This is a genomic window from Methylocaldum sp. MU1018, assembly GCF_053646775.1.
Window position 1 is genome coordinate 771,073 of sequence record NZ_CM132195.1, and the last position, 19,974, is coordinate 791,046.

16 protein-coding genes are annotated in these 19,974 nt (G+C 62.2%); 8 read left to right on the forward strand and 8 right to left on the reverse strand.

Features of this window, described 5'->3' with window-relative positions; all coding sequences use genetic code 11:
* Positions 1-34: 34 nt before the first annotated feature.
* The gene (locus ACWJKU_RS03580; RefSeq protein WP_454145839.1) at positions 35-1,120 is read right to left on the reverse strand and encodes an inositol-3-phosphate synthase; all 1,086 of its coding nucleotides are present in this window, start codon (positions 1,118-1,120) and stop codon (positions 35-37) included.
* 236 nt (positions 1,121-1,356) lie between these two features.
* The gene (locus ACWJKU_RS03585; protein ID WP_454145841.1) at positions 1,357-4,251 is read right to left on the reverse strand and encodes a proline dehydrogenase family protein; all 2,895 of its coding nucleotides are present in this window, start codon (positions 4,249-4,251) and stop codon (positions 1,357-1,359) included.
* A gap of 149 nt (positions 4,252-4,400) precedes the next feature.
* Between ACWJKU_RS03585 and rocD the strand changes: the two genes are divergently transcribed.
* On the forward strand, positions 4,401-6,485 hold the full coding sequence (gene rocD / locus ACWJKU_RS03590) for an ornithine--oxo-acid transaminase (protein ID WP_454145843.1): 2,085 nt from the start codon (positions 4,401-4,403) through the stop codon (positions 6,483-6,485).
* A 68-nt stretch (positions 6,486-6,553) separates the two neighbouring features.
* Here rocD and ACWJKU_RS03595 read toward each other — a convergent pair whose 3' ends face one another.
* The 6 genes from ACWJKU_RS03595 to rnd form a co-directional block, all read right to left on the reverse strand.
* Positions 6,554-7,387 (reverse strand): carbohydrate ABC transporter permease, encoded by an 834-nt coding sequence (locus tag ACWJKU_RS03595; protein WP_454145845.1) that lies wholly within the window; start codon positions 7,385-7,387, stop codon positions 6,554-6,556.
* A 2-nt stretch (positions 7,388-7,389) separates the two neighbouring features.
* Positions 7,390-8,274, reverse strand: a complete 885-nt coding sequence (locus ACWJKU_RS03600; RefSeq protein ID WP_454145849.1) for a carbohydrate ABC transporter permease — start codon at positions 8,272-8,274, stop codon at positions 7,390-7,392.
* Positions 8,271-9,524: a sugar ABC transporter substrate-binding protein gene (locus tag ACWJKU_RS03605; RefSeq protein WP_454145851.1), complete on the reverse strand. Its 1,254-nt coding sequence runs from the start codon at positions 9,522-9,524 to the stop codon at positions 8,271-8,273. Before ACWJKU_RS03605 ends, ACWJKU_RS03600 begins: the two co-directional genes overlap by 4 nt.
* A gap of 55 nt (positions 9,525-9,579) precedes the next feature.
* The gene (locus tag ACWJKU_RS03610; protein WP_454145853.1) at positions 9,580-10,161 is read right to left on the reverse strand and encodes a HupE/UreJ family protein; all 582 of its coding nucleotides are present in this window, start codon (positions 10,159-10,161) and stop codon (positions 9,580-9,582) included.
* 166 nt (positions 10,162-10,327) lie between these two features.
* A complete protein-coding gene (locus ACWJKU_RS03615) occupies positions 10,328-11,911 on the reverse strand; it encodes a bifunctional aminoglycoside phosphotransferase/ATP-binding protein (protein ID WP_454145855.1) in 1,584 nt (527 codons plus the stop codon).
* The gene (gene rnd / locus ACWJKU_RS03620; RefSeq protein ID WP_454145857.1) at positions 11,904-13,067 is read right to left on the reverse strand and encodes a ribonuclease D; all 1,164 of its coding nucleotides are present in this window, start codon (positions 13,065-13,067) and stop codon (positions 11,904-11,906) included. The genes ACWJKU_RS03615 and rnd overlap by 8 nt, the downstream gene beginning before the upstream one ends.
* Before the next feature lie 88 nt (positions 13,068-13,155).
* Between rnd and ACWJKU_RS03625 the strand changes: the two genes are divergently transcribed.
* The 7 genes from ACWJKU_RS03625 (at position 13,156) to ACWJKU_RS03655 (ending at position 19,961) form a co-directional block, all read left to right on the forward strand.
* On the forward strand, positions 13,156-13,905 hold the full coding sequence (locus tag ACWJKU_RS03625) for an electron transfer flavoprotein subunit beta/FixA family protein (protein WP_454145859.1): 750 nt from the start codon (positions 13,156-13,158) through the stop codon (positions 13,903-13,905).
* Entirely contained in the window at positions 13,902-14,855 is a 954-nt protein-coding gene (locus tag ACWJKU_RS03630; protein WP_454145861.1) for an electron transfer flavoprotein subunit alpha/FixB family protein, read from the forward strand. Before ACWJKU_RS03625 ends, ACWJKU_RS03630 begins: the two co-directional genes overlap by 4 nt.
* Positions 14,852-16,489, forward strand: a complete 1,638-nt coding sequence (locus tag ACWJKU_RS03635) for an electron transfer flavoprotein-ubiquinone oxidoreductase (protein ID WP_454145863.1) — start codon at positions 14,852-14,854, stop codon at positions 16,487-16,489. The genes ACWJKU_RS03630 and ACWJKU_RS03635 overlap by 4 nt, the downstream gene beginning before the upstream one ends.
* A gap of 230 nt (positions 16,490-16,719) precedes the next feature.
* Entirely contained in the window at positions 16,720-17,631 is a 912-nt protein-coding gene (locus ACWJKU_RS03640; RefSeq protein ID WP_454145865.1) for a hypothetical protein, read from the forward strand.
* A gap of 22 nt (positions 17,632-17,653) precedes the next feature.
* Positions 17,654-17,941 carry an HPr-rel-A system PqqD family peptide chaperone gene (locus ACWJKU_RS03645; RefSeq protein WP_454145867.1) on the forward strand — a complete coding sequence of 96 codons (288 nt, stop codon included), beginning with the start codon at positions 17,654-17,656 and terminating at the stop codon, positions 17,939-17,941.
* Positions 17,938-18,864, forward strand: coding sequence for an HprK-related kinase A (locus ACWJKU_RS03650; protein ID WP_454145869.1), 927 nt, complete (start codon positions 17,938-17,940; stop codon positions 18,862-18,864). The genes ACWJKU_RS03645 and ACWJKU_RS03650 overlap by 4 nt, the downstream gene beginning before the upstream one ends.
* The gene (locus tag ACWJKU_RS03655; protein ID WP_454145871.1) at positions 18,849-19,961 is read left to right on the forward strand and encodes a nucleotidyltransferase domain-containing protein; all 1,113 of its coding nucleotides are present in this window, start codon (positions 18,849-18,851) and stop codon (positions 19,959-19,961) included. Before ACWJKU_RS03650 ends, ACWJKU_RS03655 begins: the two co-directional genes overlap by 16 nt.
* Positions 19,962-19,974 lie beyond the last annotated feature (13 nt).

The following is a 19,974-nucleotide window of genomic DNA, read 5'->3' on the forward strand; positions in this document are numbered from 1 at the left end:
TCCGTTGTCACCGCATCCTACGGCTCGTTGCTCGTCAACGAGGTGCCTCGCCACGTATGAAGGCCTCGGTACGGACGCGGGCCTCGGCATCGGTGAACTGCTCGGGCGGCGACTTCATGAACCAGGCGGCCGGTCCGATCAGCGCGCCGCCGATGCCGCGATCGAGCGCCAGCTTGACGCAGCGCACCGCGTCGATGACCACGCCGGCCGAATTGGGCGAATCCCACACTTCCAGCTTGAGTTCGCCGTGCAGCGGCACGTTGCCGAAGGTCGTGCCTTCCAACCGGATGTAGCAGAACTTGCGGTCGGTCAGCCAGGGCACGTAGTCGCTGGGGCCGACGTGCGCCTCGGCGTCGGACAGGGCATGGTCGAGCTGGCTGGTCACGGCGCGGGTCTTGGAGAGCTTCTTGGATTCCAGCCGTTCCCGTTCGAGCATGTTCAGAAAATCGGTGTTGCCGCCGAAATTGAGCTGATAGGTGCGGTCCAGCCGGACGCCGCGCTCGCGGAAAAGATTCGCCAGCACCCGATGGACGATGGTAGCGCCCACCTGCGATTTGACGTCGTCGCCGATGAGGGGGAGGTTTCTTTCCTCGAAGCGCTTTCGCCAGCGCGCGTCGGACGCGATGAAGACGGGAATGCAGTTGACCATGCCGCAGCCCGCTTCGAGGGCCTGCTCGGCATAGAATTCGGTAGCCTTTCGAGCGCCGACGGGCAGATAGGAGACGAGCACGTCGGTTTCGGTGTCGCGGAGAACCCGGGCGATATCCGCTGGCGGCTCGGGCGATTCCTCGATGATTTCCCTGAGATACTTGCCCAGGCCGTCGAGCGTGACGCCGCGGCGGACTTCGACGCCGATTTCGGGGACTTCGCAGAACCGGTAAGTGTTGTTCGGCTCTGCGAAAATGGCTTCGGACAGGTCTTTGCCGACCTTGCTCACATTGACGTCGAAGGCGGCGGAAAACTCGATATCGGAAATGTGATACCCGCCGAGGTTGACGTGCATCAGGCCGGGGACGGCATCGCCGTCCTTCGCCTGGCGGTAGAACTCGATACCCTGGACCAGCGAGGATGCGCAGTTGCCCACGCCGACGACGGCGGTTCGTACCTTCTTGCGATGCATACTCTCTCCTTGAGCATGTCCGGCAGACCGGGAGCGGCCAGCGAATGCCCGGTCACGGCCGCGGTTTCCTCTCCAAAATAGGCGCAGCATCCATTGCCTGCCGGGAGCGCCGGAGGAAAGTAGATCCCGGTTCGAATATCTTTTTCGAGGTGATTTTTGGCAAGAAGTTCGCGGCGTGCGGCGGGTTACGCTTCGCTAACCCGCCCTACAAGCTTCATCGGGACCGAATTCCCGACCTATTCGAGGCTCGGCACGAAACCGTGCCTCAGCGTGTTCTCGCTCACGACGCGCGTCCACAGGAACTGCTTGAGATAATCGGGGCCGCCGGCCTGTATGCCGGTTCCGGAAAGCCGGGTGCCGCCGAAGGGCTGTACGCCGACCCGGGCGCCGGTGGTGCGGCGGTTCAGATACAGATTGCCGACGCGATACCGTTCCCGCGCGAGATCGAGATGTTCCGGCAGGCGCGAGAAGACCCCGCCGGTGAGCGCGTAATCCGATTCCAGCGCCAGCGTGAGCGCGGCTTCGAACGTAGGGGCGCGCATCACCGCGAGCACGGGGCCGAAGATTTCCTCCCGCGCCAAACGGTGACGGGGCTCGATGCCGGTGAATAGGGCAGGCGGACAATAGAAGCCGTCCGCGGGCACCCGCCCGAGGTAATGCAGCCGACCCTCGTTCCGGCCGATGTCGATATAGCTTCGGGCCTTCTGCTGCGCATCGCGCGTGATCATCGGCCCGAACAGATAGGCCGGATCTTCCGGCGGACCGTAGTCGTAGCTGTCGAGGGCTTCGGTCAGCCGCTTCACCAGGCGGTCGTGAACCCGGCCCACGGCGATGAACCGCGAACAGGCCGAGCATTTCTGGCCCTGATAGCCGAACGCGGAATACAGCGTCTGGGCGACCGCTTCGTCGAGATCCGCGTCCTCGTCGACGATGATCGCGTTCTTGCCGCCCATTTCGCAGACCACCTGCTTGATATGCCGCTGCTCGGGCGCGAGCGTGTGGGCCTCCCGAAGGATCTCCAGGCCCACCGTCTTGGAGCCGGTAAATGCGATGACATGAACGTCCCGATGCTGGACCAGATACCGCCCGACCGTGGCGCCGTTCCCGGGCAAGAGTTGGCACACGCCGGGCGGAAAGCCGGCCTCGTCGAGGATGGACTTGAAGCCGTGGGCGACGAGGTTGGCCGGCGTCGCCGGCTTGACGACGGCGGTATTGCCGGCCACCAGCGCCGCCGCGGTCATGCCGGTCAGAATCGCCAGAGGGAAATTCCAGGGCGGAATCACCACGGCGACGCCGCGCGGTTCGTAGCGAAGATGGTTCGGCTCGCCGGGAAAGCAGCGGGTGGGCCGCCATCCGGCCAGTTGCTCCATCCGATAGGGGTAATAGCGCAAGTAGTCGACGGCTTCCGCCACGTCCGCGTCGGCTTCGCGCCAATTCTTTCCGGTTTCCAGAACCTCCCAGGCGGCCAGTTCGCCGCGGCGAGCGTCCATGATGTCCGCTGCCCGCCGGCACAGCGCGGCCCGAGCCGACACCGGCATGTCGCGCCAGCCGGGGAATGCGCGATTGGCGTTGCGCACCGCGCGCTCGGCGTGGTCGACGTCGGCGACCGCCACTTGGCCCAAAATCTCGGACGGCCGGGCCGGATTTCGCGACGCTTCCAGCCCCGCGCCGTGCGGCGGAACGCCGGCGATGTCCAAGGGGTAGGTCGCGCCCAGCCTGCTGCGCATCGCCGCCAGCGACCGGCGAAAATCTTCGCGAACTCGCTCGTGGCTGAAATCTTTCAAGGGAGCGTTGACGAAAGCGGGAGGCGGCGTCTCCGTTCGGGGTTCGGACCGTTCCGGCTTGGCCAACAGATCGTCCAAATCGGCGCCTTCGACATAGGTCTGCCGCAGGATGGAGGTATTGGCGGTGTTTTCCATTAGGCGGCGGATCAAATAAGCGATGCCCGGTATCAGCTCTCCCGTGGGGAGATAAATCCGAAGCGCGACGTCCGATGCGGTCACGGCGTGGCGCAGGGGTTCGGCCATGCCGTACAGCATCTGGACTTCCCAGTCGGCCTTGGAAAGGCCTTGCCGGGACGCCGAGGCGATGGCGTAGGCGATGCTCCGAAGATTGTGGCTGCCCACGGCGGGATAGATCGTATCCGCATGCCGGAACAAGAGATCGACCAGCGATTCGAACTGGGCGTCGGTGGCCGGCTTGTCGAGAAACACCGGCACCGGCCAATTGCGCTGCTCCGCAAGAGCCACTTCCGTGTCCCAGTACGCGCCTTTGACCAGACGCACGGAAATCCGGCGTTTTTCCCGCTTCGCCCAGTCGATCAGCTCGCGAAGATCGTCGGCCGTTTCCAGGAGATAAGCCTGCAGGGCGATGCCGGGATGCCAGCCGTCGTGTCCCTCGCTTTCCACCAGGTCGCGGAACAGGCGCAGGGTCAGGGATTTGAGTTCGTAATGTTCCATGTCCACGGTCATGCCGGCCCGGAGTTCGCGGAGCCGCGCCAGCAAAGGCTGCAGCCGATCGAACACGCGGCGCCGCACGCCGGCGTAGTCCAGGGGATCGAAATGGGCGGTCAGGGCCGAAAGCTTGACCGAGATGTGGATGGGCGGGTTTCCGATCGGCGGGCCGTTCGCCGCCAGCAGATCGAGCAGCGACAGGTATCGGCCCAGATAGACGTCGCATTCCCGTTCGCTCAGGGCCGCTTCGCCGACGGCGTCGACCGTGACCGCCGCCGGTATCCGGGAAACGGCGTCCAGCGCCCGGTTCAGGCGATCGCTCTGCTCTTCCGCGACGAACTGGCGGGCGAGGCGCGATACCGCGCGGCGCAACGCGAAACCGCTGAAGGAATGGCCGCCCAGCTTGAACAACCGGCCCCAGAGTCCCTGCAACCGGCCGGCATGAGGCGCCAGATAGTTCCGGAAGTGGCGGGCGAGCTCCTGATCGGTTTCCAGCACCGGCAACACGTCGACGAATTGGAAGAGGGCGGCGCGCAGATGCTCGTCGCGCATGGCCCGCATCAGAACGCGCCCTCTCAGGCCACGCGGGTCGAACAGGGAGGGCGGCGATTCTCCGGCCAGACGATAAAGATTTTCGCCGATTTCGCGCACCGTTCGCTCGAAAGCCGTATCGCTCATGACCTTACCTCGGAATGGCCCAAAGAATTCGATCGGCAGCCGCGCCTGCCGTCAATGAACAGAGTGCAGCAAACCGTCTCTAAGGGGAAGCGGCGGGCGATGAATGTGATAGATTGGAGGCCATTCCAATGCTTTCCGGATCATCTCTCATGAACGACAAAGCTTTGCAGCCGATACGGCTGATCGGAGCGGCCTTCGATCGGGATGCCGAGACCGGGCCGGAAATCCTGCGCGGCTTGGGGCTGGACCGGAGGCTGCAGGATCGCGGCGTTCCGGCCGCCTGGCAGACGATTCTCCATCCGCAGCGGATGCCGGACCAGGTGCCCAGGGTGGCGGATCTCTGCCGGCGCCTGGCAGGGGAAACCGAGAGCGCCGTGAGAGCCGGCGAATTCTTCACCGTATTGGGCGACGACCACTCCTGCGCCGTGGGCACCTGGTCCGGCGCGGCGGCGGCCCTGGCCGAGCGAGGCCCGTTGGGGCTGATCTGGATCGACGCCCACATGGACAGCCACATACCGGAAACCAGTCCCAGCGGCGCGCTGCACGGCATGCCGCTCGCCTGCCTGCTCGGTTTCGGCGAACCGTCCCTGGTGAACGTCGGCGGCTTCGGCCCGAAGCTGTCTCCCAGGCATGTCTGCCTCATCGGCGTCCACAGCTTCGAGCCGCCCGAGCGAGCCCTGCTGGAGTGGCTGGGCGTCCGCATCTTTTATCTCGACGAAGTCATGCGGCGCGGCCTGAACGAAGTCATGGCTGAAGCGCTGGCTACGGTCCGATCCGGAACGGCCGGTTTCGGCGTCACCCTCGATCTCGACGCGATCGATCCGAAAGATGCGCCGGGGGTGACCGTACCGGTGGCGGGCGGCATTTCCGGCGAAGACATGATAAGCGCCTTGGCCCTACTCCGGGGCAACCCGGATTTCCTCGGCATCGAGATCGTCGAATTCGATCCGCCCCGCGACAGGAACCGCGCCACGGCCTATCTGGCCGGCGAGCTGTTGCTGGCCGCCGCGACCCCCGAACGAACCGTTCGAACGCAGGACATTCTGAACGTCACCGAACGCTACGGCGCGCACAATTACGACCCTCTGCCGGTGGTCTTGACCCGCGGCGAGGGCGTTCATCTTTGGGATGTCGAGGGGAAAAGCTATCTGGACATGATGGGCGCCTATTCCGCCGCAAGTCACGGCCATGCCCATCCGCGCCTGATCCGAACCTTGACCGGACAGGCCAAGCGGCTGACGATCACCTCGCGGGCCTTCCACAGCGACCGGCTCGCGCCTTTCCTGAAACGGCTTTGCGAACTGACCGGACAAGACATGGCGCTGCCGATGAACACCGGCGCCGAAGGGGTGGAAACCGCGCTGAAAGCCGCCCGCAAGTGGGCGTATCGGGTCAAGGGCGTGGCCCCGGACGGCGCCGAGATCATCGCCTGTCGAGGCAATTTCCACGGACGCACCCTGGCGATCGTCGGTCTGTCGTCGGAACCCGGCTACCGCGAAGGCTTCGGACCGTTTCCGCCGGGTTTGAAACTGATTCCGTACGGCGATGCCGCGGCCCTGGCCGACGCGATCACCGAGAACACGGCGGCGTTTCTGGTCGAGCCGATCCAGGGCGAGGGCGGCATCGTCGTCCCGCCGCCGGGGTATCTCGCCGAATGCGCCCGGATTTGCCGGGAGCGGAATGTCTTGCTGCTGTGCGACGAGGTTCAGACCGGGCTGGGGCGAACCGGAAAATTCCTGGCCTCCGAGCACGAGAGCGTCAAACCCGACGGCCTGATTCTCGGCAAGGCGCTGGGCGGCGGTCTGCTGCCGGTGTCGGCATTTCTGGCGGGGCGCGAGGTGATGGGCGTTTTCGGACCGGGCCATCACGGCAGCACCTTCGGCGGCAATCCGCTGGCCGCGGCGGTCGGACTGGAGGCGCTCAATGTGATCGTCGAGGAAGGGCTGGTCGAGCGCTCGGCCGAGCTGGGCGCCTATTTTCTCGACCGGCTGCGGGAGTTGAAGAGTCCTCTGATTCGCGAGGTTCGCGGCAAAGGCTTGTTCATCGGCCTGGAACTGGTTCCGGCGATATCCGGCCGCGATTTTTGCATGAGACTGATGGCCAACGGCATTCTGACCCGCGAGACTCACCAGACCGTCATCCGCTTCGCGCCGCCGCTCGTCATCGAGCGCAAGGCGATCGATTGGGCGGCGGAAAAGATAGTGCTCGTCTTGCGCGGGCTGGAACGAGGATAAAGACTGGCCGGCATGGAGCCGGACATCGCGTATTTTTTCGACCGCCGCGGCTCCGGATCGACGGCCGGCTATTCCTTCACGCTACCCAAGACCAGCCCTTCGATGTAGTACTTCTGCAGAACGAGAAATAGGAGGATCACCGGCAGCACCGTAAGCACCGCGCCGGCCATCATCAGCTCGGCGTCTTGCACGTGCTCGCCGAGAAGATTGGCAAGGGCGACCGGGAGGGTATAGAGATCGTTGTCGGTCAGGATAATGAGGGGCCACATGAAGTCGTTCCAGGCGCCCATGAAGGTGAAAATGGCCAGGGTGATCAGGATCGGCTTGCACAGCGGCAGAACCAGCGTGCGGTAAATCCGGAATTCGCCGGCGCCATCGATGCGGGCGGCATCCAGCAGGCTGTCCGGAATCGACAGCGCGTATTGCCGGATCAGAAAGATGCCGAAAATGCTCGCCATGCCCGGAACGATCACGCCGCCGTAAGTGTTCACCAGTCCCATCTCCTTCAGCATCAGAAACAAGGGCAGCATGGCGACCTGCGCCGGAATCACCATGGACGCCAGAAGCAGACGGAACAGGCGGTCGCGTCCCTTGAACCTGAGCTTGGCGAAGGCGTAGCCGGCCAGGGAATTGAGCAGCAGGGACAGCGCCGTCACCAGCGTGGCGACCAGCGTGCTGTTCAGGAGATAAGCGGCGAGATTCAGGCGGGAGAACAGCGTCCGGTAATGTTCCAGCGTCGGCGATTCCGGCAGGAGCGGTGGCGGAAACCGGTTCGCCTCGGCCGAGGACATAAAGGACACGGCAACCATCCAGGCCAGCGGGAACAGAGTCACGATCACGGCCGTGACCAGCGCGAGGTGAAGCAGCAGCGTCTTGATCGGTTTTTCGGAAAATACGGCCACTGTCAGATTTCCCGTCGCCTCAATCTCAGCTGCAACAGAGTTCCCGTCAGAATGATGAGAAACAACGTGAACGCCACCGCCGCCGCATAGCCGAGATTCCACCAGCGAAAGCCTTCCTGGAACATCAAAAGGGCCACGCTCAGGGTGCTGTTCGCAGGGCCGCCCTGGGTCATCACGTAAGGTTCGGCGAAAAGCTGGAAATAGCCGATCATCGTGATGACGGTGACGAAGACGAAGGTTGGCCCCAGCATGGGCAGGGTGACGTGGCGGAATTGGCGCCAGGCGTTCGCGCCGTCGATGACCGCGGCCTCGTACAGGCGGGCGGGAATGCTTTGCAGCCCGGCGATGAAGATGATCATGTTGAAGCCGAAGTTCTTCCAGATCGCCATCAGGATGATCGCCGGCATGGCCCAGTCGGGATCGCCCAGCCAATCGATGGGCCCGAGTCCGAGCAGACCTAGAAGATAATTCAAGAAGCCGTAGCGGGGATGGTAGAGATAGCGCCAGACCACGGCTATCGCCACCAGGGTGGTGACGACCGGCAGGAACAGCAGCGAGCGGAACAGCCCCTTGAATCGGACCAGGCGGTGATTCACCAGAAGCGCCGCCCCGAGCGATACCGCCACCGACAAAGGACCGCCGACGAGCACGAAATACAGGGTGTTCTTGAGCGCGGTCCAGAACAATGGATCGCGGACCAGGCGAAGGTAGTTGTCGAACGCCACGAAGCGCAGCCGTTCGAGGTCGCCGAGGGCGTAAATGTCGAAATCGGTGAAGCTGAGCAGCAGCGACGCCGCGACCGGCAGGAAAAAGAAAACGAGGATCAGGATCAAGGCCGGCGCAAGGAACCAGAACGCAGGGTTAGTCTGCGGAAAAGCGATTTTCATGGTGCCCGTTTCCGCAACAGCCAGCGGCGCTTTTCGAGAATCCGGTTCACGTCCTCGTCCAGGGCCGCCAAGGCCTGCTCCTCGGTCAATTCGCCGCGCACCGCTTTTTCCGCGTAATGGACGATTTTGCCGGCGATGCGCTCCCACTCCGGTATTTTCGGCGTGGACGCGACTCGTTCCAACTGCGTCTTGAACGACCGCGCACGAGCGGACGTCGCCAGATCGGGGCATTTCCAGGCGGAACGGCGGGGAGGGAGATCGCCGGTCAGACGGTAAAACGCGAGCTGTCGTTCGGGCTCGGAGAGAAATTCGATCAGCTTCCAGGCTTGATCTTTGTGGCCGGAGCTTCGCGCGATCGCGAGACTGGCGCCGCCCGCCAGCGAAACGCCGGGATAATTCCCGTCGGGAGCCGGCATGGGCGCGGTGGTCCACCGGTCTTGCAAGGCTTTCGGAAGCCGGCGCTCGAACTCGCCGATATTCCATGGGCCGGTGACGTACATTACGAAATAGCCATTGGCGAATTCCTGGTAAAGATTGGCGACCTGAGCCTCCGATACGGCGGGCGCGTAACCCCGGCGGAAGATGTCGAGATAAAAACGAAAGGCCTGGCGAAAGGCATCGCTCCGAAAATTGCCGAACCGGGCCTCATCGCGGAGCAGTTCCGCCCCGAGTTGCAGGCCGAGGATCACCGGGACTTGCCATTCGTTCATGGGCAAGAGCACGGCGTAGCGCTCTCCGCCGGGCAGCGCTTTGACTGCCGCCATCGCCGCGAGCCATTCGTTCCACGTCCCGGGCGGCGCGGAAAAACCGGCCTTGGCCAGAATGTCCGTACGGTAGAACAGCAGGCGGGTATCGACGTACCAGGGTAGGCCGTAAAGCTGCCCGTCGATCTCGTTGGTTTCGAGAATGCCCTCGAAATAATCTCCGCGTTGCGGAGAGGTCAGCCGCCCGTCGAGACTGTCGACGGCCTTCAATACGACGAATTCGGGAATCCAGGTATTGCCCAACTGAAAGACATCGGGCATCGCATCGCCCGCGTAGGCGGTCAGCAGCTTCTCGTGGGCCGCGCTCCAGGGAATTTGCTGTACCTTGACGCGGATATCCGGGTGGCGCCGTTCGAATTCCGGCATCAAAGACTGAACCGCCTCGCCTTCCTGTCCCATGGCCCAGAATTCGAGGACGGTCGTTTCCGCGTTTCGACCGCAGGCGCCGAGCAGCACGAGGATCAGCAACAAACCGATTGGGCGCACGCAGTGTTTTCCGGCAGGTGTCGGGGCATGGGCAGCAGTGTTTGTGTTCCACGAACTATGCAGGCAATGAAATTGCCAAATAGATTCCACCGAGCGCAACAGCGCCGCCGGCAAAACGAGTGACTATGTGTAGATTTGTTTTCTGCATGAGTATTCCTAATCCCATGCCTGCGGTATGAAGCATTGCGGTAGCCAAAGCAAAACCGACAGTATATGAACCGGCGCCGATTGTGGCAGGCATCTCGGCACCATGGGCATGACCATGAAATACGGCAAAAAAACCGACAATCAGGGCGCTGTGTAGGAGTGAAAATCGAAATGCGCCTGCAATCAGGACGCCGAGTATCAGAACAGAAACCGATATCCCTTCTTCAATAAAAGGAATGGGCGCGCCAGAGAAGCCGAGAACACCACCCAGGATCATTACACCAACAAATATGCAGGGGACGACCCACAATGCACGCCCACCAATTTGTGCCGCCCATAGGCCGACAGCCGCCATCGCAAGCAGGTGGTCGGTTCCGCCGATTGGATGACGAAATCCGTGCATGAACCCTGCCGTTTCTCCAACACCGGTATGCGCTAAAGCCAAGCTGGAAAACACGAACGACAAAACAAGCAATATTGATGGCTTCATTGGTTTTCTCCTGCTGTGAAACAAATTTTCGCAGGCTGATTCAAAGCCCAAGCTCAGCAAGTAGCAAGTAGCCCGGATGGAACGCCGTGGAATCCGGGAGACTCAAGGCACCATCGTCCCGGATTCCGCAAAGCTCCATCCCGGCTACTCCGGCTTCAAGAACATCCTAATCGGGCAGTAGGCCCGTACTCAGGCCGATCTTCTTGACAAGTCGGTCGATAGAAACCGTTCCTTCGGTATCAATCCTCAGTGTGTCCCGCTGCTCTTCTTCGGTTAAGTCGTCATGCGCCGCGAGTTGACGGTCGAGTACCGACAAATCGGCCTCCGAAGGATCGCGGCCGAGCAGGGCGCGGGATTCGATGCGGCTTTTCAGTGTGGCGATCGGCGCCCGGCAGTCGAGGATCAGGAATGACGCGCCGAGCCGCTCGGCCAGCATTCCTTGGCTTTTCCGTTGGTCGTGCTTCAGAAACGTGGCGTCGACGATGACGGAGAGGCCGGATTTTAAGATCCCCTCGGCGGTATCGAGCAGATAGCCGTAGGTTCTGCGTGTCATGTCCGCGGTGTAGATGCCGGCGTCGAGGGTCGATGCGGTGTTGGCGTGTTCGGCGAAGCCGGCCAGGCGTTTTCGTTCCAAATCGGAGCGCAGGCGTATGGCCGGGAGGCGTTCGGCGATTTGGCCCGCGATGTGGGACTTGCCGCTGCCCGAGAAACCGTGAGTGATGAGCAATGCCGGTTTTGGGGGCCGGATGAGGCCGGATGCGTAATCGAGATAGTGCCGATACAGGGTCAATAATTCCTGCCGTTTCGCGGTATCGGCGGTAGAGTCTCGGGTCAGTTGGGCGATCTTGGCCCGAACCATGGCGCGATAGACGCGGTAATAGTTGAACAAAGAGAGGCCCCGGTAGTCTCCGGTAACTTCCAGGTAGCGGTTGAGAACCCGGAAAGCCAAGTTCCGCTTGCCTTTGACTTCGAGGTCCATGACCAGGAAGGCCAGCTCGCTCAACACATCGATCCAGCGCAAGTCTTCGTTGAATTCGATGCAGTCGAACGGCGTGGGCTCGTCGCCGATGAGCACGATGTTCCCGAGGTGGAGATCGCCGTGGCATTCGCGAACGAAGCCGGCGGCTTTTCGGGCGAGCATGGTCTCCCGGCAGCGCGAATACGCCTCGGACGTCCAGGCGCGCACGGCTTCCAGCTTGGCGACGTCGACCGGATCGTCCTGCAAGGGCTCGATGTGGGTGAAATTCTGTTCGGCGGCGTCGTAGATGTGTTCCGGGAGTCCGTGGGCATCTTCGATGGTGCCGCGGTCTACGCTTGCGTGGAATCGGGCCAGCGTCTCGGCCAGCTTGTCCATGTGTACGGCCGACAGGCGATTGTCCTGGCATAGACGATCGAACAGTGCCGCTTCGTCGAAGCGGCGCATCTTGATGGCGAATTCGATGGGGGTGCCGCTGCCGCCGATTCGGGGGTTTCGGGAATCTCCGGCGATGGGGACGACGGCCAGATACAAGTCCGGGGCGAGCCGGCGGTTGAGGCGGAGTTCCTCTTCGCAAAACCGGCGGCGCTTGTCCAGGGTGGTGAAGTCGAGGAAGCCGAAATCCACCGGCTTTTTGATTTTGTAGGCGTAAGGACCCGTCAGCAAAACCCAGGAGATGTGGGTCTCCCGGATTTCGATGGCTTCCGTGGGATGATCGTAGGCGGCGGGGTTCCTCAGCGCCAAGATTAGTTCGGGATAGCGGGCGTCATCCATGCGGTTCCATCCGTAAACGGCCGTTGATCACTCTGAGTTGTCGTTCGCCCTGAAGGAGCGCCTCCAGTTCCGCTCCGGCCATCGCCTTGCGCCAGCCCTGAAGCAGTTTCGATTGCTCCGGGTCATCCATCAGTTGTTCCAGGTCCTTGCGGCCTGCGAGTACAGCCGGGTTCAGGGTGTGCTGGGCGGCCCGAAGACGCACCACCGCGGTCAATACGTCGAGCAGCGCTTCCTGTTCGGGCGTCTTTTTGGCCTGGCGCGGCCTGAGAGAAACCGCCGGCGGCGGACGATGTTTCGCCTCTTCGATGATCCGGCACAAATGATTACCGTAACGCTTGAGCGTCCGCTCCTCCAGTCCCCGGATCAGTTTGAACTTTTCGGCATTCGTCGGCTGAAGGCGCGCGAGGTCGAACAAAACCTCGTCCTTGACCAGCCAACTGCGCGGAATGTCCTGCTGGCGCGCATTATCCTCGCGCCAGGACGCCAGCGCCTGCAACACGGCGAGCTGGGGCGGTTGTAACTGATAATGCCCGCCGATGCGCTGCCAGGCCTGATCGGATGCATTCTCGTACAGCTTAGGATCGAGCAGGGCGGCAAAATCGCTTTCGGGCCAGTCCAGGCGCCCCAAGGCTTCGAGTTGCCGGCGCAGCTTGAGGTAAGCGGTCCCGAGATGGACGACGTCGTCGGCCGCATAGCGCAACTGCGCCTCGGCCAGGGGCCTGAGAGACCAGTCGGTGCGCGTATGTCCTTTGCCCAAGCTCACGCCGAGCAGTTCCGAGATCAATCCGGCATAGCTGATTTGTTCGGGCAAGCCGATCAGGGGAGCCGCGATCTGGGTGTCGAAGATCGGCGCAGGCAGCTTTCCCCATAAATGAAAAAAGATTTCCAGGTCCTGCCTTCCGGCGTGGAAAACCTTGGTAATGGCCGGATCGAACAGTAAATCCGCTACCGGCTGCAAGGATTCGAGCGCGAGCGGGTCGATGCAGGCGACCTTGTCGGCCGACGCGATCTGGAGCAGGCAGAATTTGGGAAAGTAGGTTTTTTCGCGCAGAAACTCGGTGTCCACGGCGAGCCACGGGGCGTTCTTGACGGCTCCGCAGAACTCCTGGAGTTCGCTGAGCGAGTCGATATAGCTGATTCGGGAAAGAGGCGTCATGTCAAAGAGGGTGCTTTTTCGGGTCGTAAAGCTATTATATGGCCTAGGGACGAAGAATACGCTCCCGCCGACGATTCGAGGTGGACGCATGAAGGTATTGGTGAGTGTGAAGCGCGTGGTGGATTACAACGTGCGTATCCAGGTGAAGCCGGACGGCTCGGGCGTCATGCTGGACGGGGTGAAGATGAGCATGAACCCGTTCGACGAGATCGCCCTGGAAGAGACGATCCGCCTTAAAGAAAGCGGCAAGGGGACCGAGATCGTGGCGGTTGCGCTCGGGCCGCAAGCGGTGCAGGAGCAGCTCCGGAGCGCCCTGGCGCTGGGTGCGGACCGGGCGATCCACATACCGCTGGATGCGGCGCCTCAACCCATCAATGCCGCACGCGCGCTGGCCGGGCTCGCCCGGCGCGAAAATCCCGATTTGATCCTCATGGGCAAGCAGGCCATCGACGACGACTGCAACCAAACCCCGCAGATGCTGGCGGCGCTGCTCGGCTGGCCCCAAGCGACCTTCGCTTCCAAAATCGAGTTGAACGACAAGACCGCCACCGTATCCCGCGAGGTCGACGCCGGACTCGAATTCTTGTCCGTCGACCTTCCCGCGGTGATTTCCGCCGATCTTCGCCTCAACGTTCCCCGTTATCCCAAGTTGCCGGACATCGTGAAGGCGCGCCGCCTGCCGATCGAAACGGTCACGCCGGAGGACCTGGGCGTCGAGTTCGTACCGGAAGCCAGGCTGCTCAAAGTCGCGCCGCCGCCGAAGCGCCAGGCCGGCCGGAAAGTGGCTTCGGTAGAAGATCTGGCGGCGGCGCTGCGCGAGCGAGGGCTGTTGTCATGAGCAAGGTATTGGTGATTGCCGAGCACGACGGCGAAACCTTGAATCTTTCGACTTCGAGAACGGTCGCCTGCGCGCTCGATCTCGGTCCGGAGACGATCGATGTGGCGGTGTTCGCCGAGGCAGAGAACAAGCCCGCGCAAGCCGCGGCTCGGCTGAATGGCGTGACCCGTGTGTTGCTGGTCGAACATGCCGCCAACCGGAACCCCGTGGCGGCGGTTCTGGCGCCGCAAATTTCCGCTCTGGCCAAGGACTATACCCATGTGCTGGCGCCGGCGACCACCTTCGGCAAGGATGTTTTGCCGCGCGCGGCGGCGCTGCTCGGCGTGCCTCAAGTGAGCGACATCATGCGGGTGATCGACCGGAATGTCTTCGAGCGGCCGATCTATGCCGGGAATGCGCTGGAAACGATCGAAACGCCGCCGGGCATCGTCGTCGCGACCGTGCGTACGGCTTCGTTCAAGGCGGTTCCGGAAACCGGTTCGGCGCCCGTCGAAAAAATCAGCCTCGATTTCGATTGTCCCGGCCATACGCGCTTTCTCCGGGTCGAACGCTCGTCGGGCGGCGGGCGGCCGGATCTTCAGTCGGCCCGCGTGGTGGTATCCGGAGGACGGGGCTTGGGAAGCAAAGAGAATTTCGATCTGATCTACGCCCTGGCGGACCGGCTGGGCGCGGCGGTCGGCGCTTCCCGCGCGGCGGTGGATGCCGGATTCGTTCCGAACGACTTGCAGGTGGGGCAGACCGGCAAGATCATCGCGCCCGAACTTTATCTCGCCTTCGGTATTTCGGGCGCGATACAGCATCTCGCGGGAATCAAGGATGCGGGGACCATCGTCGCGGTCAACAAGGATCCGGATGCCCCCATCTTCGAAGTGGCGGATATCGGTCTGGCGGGCGATCTGTTCGAAGTGCTACCGGCCTTGCTCGAGGCTCTGCCCAAGGGCGTATCGTGACTCGGGAAAGCCTGGAGTTCGACGTCGTCGTCGTCGGAGCCGGCCCCGCGGGACTGTCCGCCGCCTGTCGTCTGATGCAGTTGGCCCATGAGGCCGGAAAATCGCTCCGGGTCTGCGTCGTCGAGAAGGGTGCCGAGGTCGGCGCCCACATCATTTCCGGCGCCGTGTTCGAGCCGACCGCTCTGAACGAATTGTTCCCGGACTGGAAAGAGCAGGGCGCGCCCGTCACCGTGCCAGTCGAACAGGACGAACTGCATTACCTCCTCGGCGAAAATCGGTCGTTCAGAGTGCCCGGCTTTCTGATACCGAAACCGATGCGGAACGAAGGCAATTACGTGATCAGCCTGGGCCGCTTGTGCCGATGGCTGGCGGAAAAGGCCGAAGCCCTCGGAGCGGAGATATTCACCGGATTCGCCGCGGCCGATGTGCTTTATGACGACAAAGGCTCGGTAGCCGGCGTGGTCACGGGCGACATGGGCGTCGCCCGGGACGGCTCGAAGAAGCCGAACTATCAGCTCGGCGTGGACCTGCGCGCGCCCTACACCATTTTCGCCGAAGGCTGCCGCGGGCATTTGGGCAAGCGGCTGATGGAGCGCTTCGAATTGCGGCGAGACGTCGATCCGCCGCATTACGGCATCGGCATCAAGGAAATCTGGCGCATCGATCCGTCGCGTCACCGGCCGGGGCATGTGGTCCATACGCTGGGCTGGCCTTTGGACGACGAAACCGAAGGCGGCGGCTTCGTTTACCATGATGAAAACGGACTGGTTTCGCTCGGTCTGATCGTCGCTCTGAATTACCGGAATCCCTATCTGAATCCTTTCAGCGAAATGCAGCGCTGGAAGCGTCATCCGGCGGTGCGCCGGTTCCTCGAAGGCGGAACCCGGATCGGCTACGGCGCGCGCGCGGTGAACAAGGGCGGATGGCAGTCGGTGCCGAGGCTCTCTTTTCCGGGCGGTGTGATGGCGGGCTGCGAGGCCGGTTTTCTCAATCCGGTGAAGATCAAGGGCAATCATACCGCCATGAAAACCGGCATGCTGGCGGCGGAAGCGGTGTTCGAGGCGCTGGAAACGGGCGGAATGCCGGATTTGGACCACCGTTATCGCCGGTCGTGGGTCGATCAGGAATTGTTCCGGGGCCGGAACTTCGGTCCCGCGTTGGCGAAATTCGGAACGCTCGCGGGAAGCGCGTTCATTTGGATCGATCAGAATATCTTCCGCGGCAAGCTGCCGTTTACCCTGCACAATCGCGTTCCGGATCACGCCTCGCTGGAACGGGCCGCGGACCGCCGTAAGATCGATTATCCCAAGCCCGACGGCGTGTTGAGCTTCGACAAGCTGTCCTCGGTCTATCTCTCCAACACCAATCATGAAGAAGATCAGCCGTGCCATCTGATTCTGGCCGATCCGTCCATACCGATCTCACGGAACCTGCCGCTGTACGACGAGCCGGCGCAGCGTTATTGTCCGGCGGCGGTTTATGAAATCGTGGCGGCGCCGGGACAGCCGGCCCGATTCCAGATCAATGCGCAGAACTGCGTTCACTGCAAGGTGTGCGACATCAAGGACCCGGCGCAAAACATCACCTGGGTGCCGCCCGAGGGCGGGGACGGGCCCCGTTACGCGAATATGTAAACCGTGCCGGAATTCGGCAAGAGCGTCACGGTTGGACTCTCTGCCTTCATCTTCACTTTCACTGAATGTGCGTCGACATGGGCTAAAATTTAGCATTGGTAGTTTTTGGCAACGGTTTTGCGAAAATTCGACTCGAAGGGCTGGGAAAATCATGTAGGACGAATCGTCAGGAATAGCGGCGTATATAGCGGCGTATATATCGGAATATAAACTGGTTTTGGGGGATGGGCATGAATAACGATGAGTTTGAAAACGACCAAACGGATTTCGAATCTTCGAATCAAAAGAACGACGTCGATCGAGCGCGGCGCAACGTGACCAGGGCCGGGCTTGCGGTGCCGGTATTGATGAGTTTTTCAGGCTATTCGCCGCTGGCCAATGCCTTCATGACGCCCTCCAGGATATTCTCGGGAAATGCCAGCCCGCAGGCCGCCGGGGACCCTATTCCCAGTGCGGGGCGTTCGCCCGGCTACTGGAAAGCGTGCCAGCATCTCAAGAGCTGGAGCAGCCCTCATCTTACCGAAGTGCCCGCCGTGTACGTCGCGACCACCGAGATCGGCGAGCAAAAGGGAGGCAATGGAGGCGGAAAAAACAAATCGGGCGAGCAATCCGAGACGACCACGAGATGGGAGGAAGAGACCAGGGGCGGGCCGGGGAACTATCGCGAATTCCAGGCGGAGCGGAGATCGATGTTGCACTACGGTCCGGAGTTCGGCGCGGCGTTTCCCGGAGGGGCTCAAATTCTGCCTCTTCCCGAGTTGTATCAATTGTCGGGTGCGTCGGGTCTGACGGATGCCCAGCTCATAAAGCCGCGCACCTATGGACTTTCGATGTGGGAGCTTCTGGCTTTTCCAGCCGAAATCGCCGGCAGTTCCGGAGTAAGCATGGAGGTCATCCAGCTTGCGCGGCACCTCGTCGCGGCCCATCTCAATATATATGCTTTTGCGGACGATTATCCCCTGACGGATGCGATCCTGAACGATATGTGGGAAGCCGCGTCGATGGGGGGCGAGTATTTCCCCAACGGAATTCATGGGACTCCGGGCAGCGGGTGGTCGGCCGGCGATATCGTTTGTTACCTCCAGAGCACGTTCGATTCCAAATCTCAGGGTGATGACGACGTCGCTTCCGGCTGTTTCTAAGGACCGTCCGAAATCGTTTGCCATGCGCCTTATCCGCGTTTCCAAACAGGGGCTGCGCTTTTCGCCGGCATGGCCGGGAGAATCGGTCGTGTTCGATACGGCTACCGGAGACACCCATGTGCTCTCCGGCTTCGGACGCGCGATTCTCGTAGCCGCGGCCGAGTTTCCTGCGGGAATCCGTCTGACGGATTTCGCGCAGCGGTTCGCGGATGACGAGGCCCGTTCGACGGACGAGTCATTCCTAAAGGCAGTGGAGCAGGCGGCGCTGGAATTCCAGCGCCTCGGCCTCATGACGATCGAACCCGCTTGACCGTTTCAGCCATTCCGGAAACGGCGTTTGCCAAAGCCCTCGCCGACGGCGGACTGGCATTCGCCGTCGGTCCTTTGGTCGTTCGCCTGAGGTGCGCGATCCCGTCGGTGGCGGCGGGCGTGCGGCTCTTGTACGGAGATTATCCCGTTTCCCGTCATGGCGGGTTTGCGGATTTTCACGTTTCGATCGCGCGCCCGGCATCGGTTCGCCGCTGGTTTCGGCCGCAGGTCAACTTTCAGTTGGACGGCATCTTTCCGTTCAAGCCGTTGCCTTATGCGCAGGCTTATCCGATGTTCGAATGGGGGCTCAACTGGTGTATCGCCAATCATTGCCACCAGTTTTTGATGATTCATGCCGCGGTTGTGGAAAAGGACGGTTGCGCGGCCATTCTCGCGGCTCCACCGGGCTCCGGAAAAAGCACTTTGTGCGCCGCTTTGGTGAGTCGGGGCTGGCGCTTGCTGTCGGACGAACTGGCGCTGATCAACCCCCAGGATCGCTCGCTGACGCCGATACCTCGCCCGATCAGTCTGAAAAATGAATCGATCGACATCATTCGCCGTTACGATCCGGCAGCCGTCATCGGACCTGTGGTGCGGGATACTCACAAGGGCACGGTATCCCACGTGAAAGCGCCCGCCGACAGCGTGCGGCGCTCACGGGAAACGGCTCGCCCCGCCTGGATCGTCTTTCCGCGCTTTCAAGCCGGCGCGCCGGCCGGGTTGAATCCCTACCCGAAAGCCCGGGCCTTGGTCCGGCTGGCCGAAAATGCATTCAATTACACCGTGCTTGGAGAAGGCGGTTTCGAAATTTTGACCGATATCGTCGACCGGGCGGAATGCTATGAGTTTGCTTACAGCAGGCTGGATGACGCCCTCTCGATATTCGCCGACCTGAACACGCATCCGATATGCCGGGCGCCGTGAATGCCTGCGCCGCCAAGGCGCTGATGCAAGTCGAGTCTTTGGCGGCCTGCTCGCTCGGCGAGTGGGACGTCATCGTCCGCCAATGCCGCGCGGCCAAAGTGCTTGCCAGGCTGGCCGCCCAACTCGAAGAGCGCGGCTTGCTCGAAAGCGTCCCGGACGCTCCCAGCAGGCATTTGATGGCCGCGCGCCTGGTTGCGAGCCGGCAAAACCTGGCCGTGGCCACCGAAGTCGAGCAAATCCGAAAGGCATTGAGCAAAACCCGGATTCCGATCGTTCTGCTCAAAGGGGCGGCTTACGCGATGGCCGGTCTGCCGGCGGCTCGGGGCCGTATCTTCGGGGACATCGACATCCTGGTGCCGCGCGAGCGATTGCCCGATGCCGAAGCGGCGCTCATCCTGCACGGTTGGGCGACCACGCATTACGATGTTTACGATCAGCGCTACTATCGCCGCTGGATGCACGAAATTCCTCCGCTGCGCCATCTGCGGCGCGGCACTGTCGTCGACGTGCATCACGCCATCACGCCGGACACCTCCAGGATTCGGGCCGATTCTCAAAAAATGCTCGCCGCGGCGGTGCCGTTGCCGGGGCATGACAGGCTGTTCGTGCTCGCGCCCGAAGACATGGTGCTGCACAGCGCGACCCACCTTTTTCTTGAAGGCGAATTGGATGCGGGATTGAGAGATCTCGCCGATATCGACAGCCTGATCAGCCACTTCTCGGCCGCCGACGGCGGCTTCTGGAATCGTCTGGTGGCGCGAGCCGCCGAGGTCGGTCTCGTCCGGCCCTTGTTTTACGCCTTGCGCTACGCGGAGAAGATGCTCGGGACGCGGATTCCGTCCCGGGTTCGGGCCGCGACGGCGGCGGGATCGCCGTCGCGGCCGCTGCTCGGTCTGATGGATGCCTTGTTTTCAAGGGCGCTTCAGCCGAAACATGCTACGGCCGCCGACCGTTTTACCGGCCTTGCCCGGTGGATGCTCTACGTGCGCGGCCACTGGCTACGCATGCCCTTGCCTTTGCTCGTTTACCACCTCGCTCGTAAGGCGCTGGCGGTTGAACGGTCCGGGCGAAACCGGGTCGCCGGGCAAGCCCGTTAGTTTTCCCGGCGGG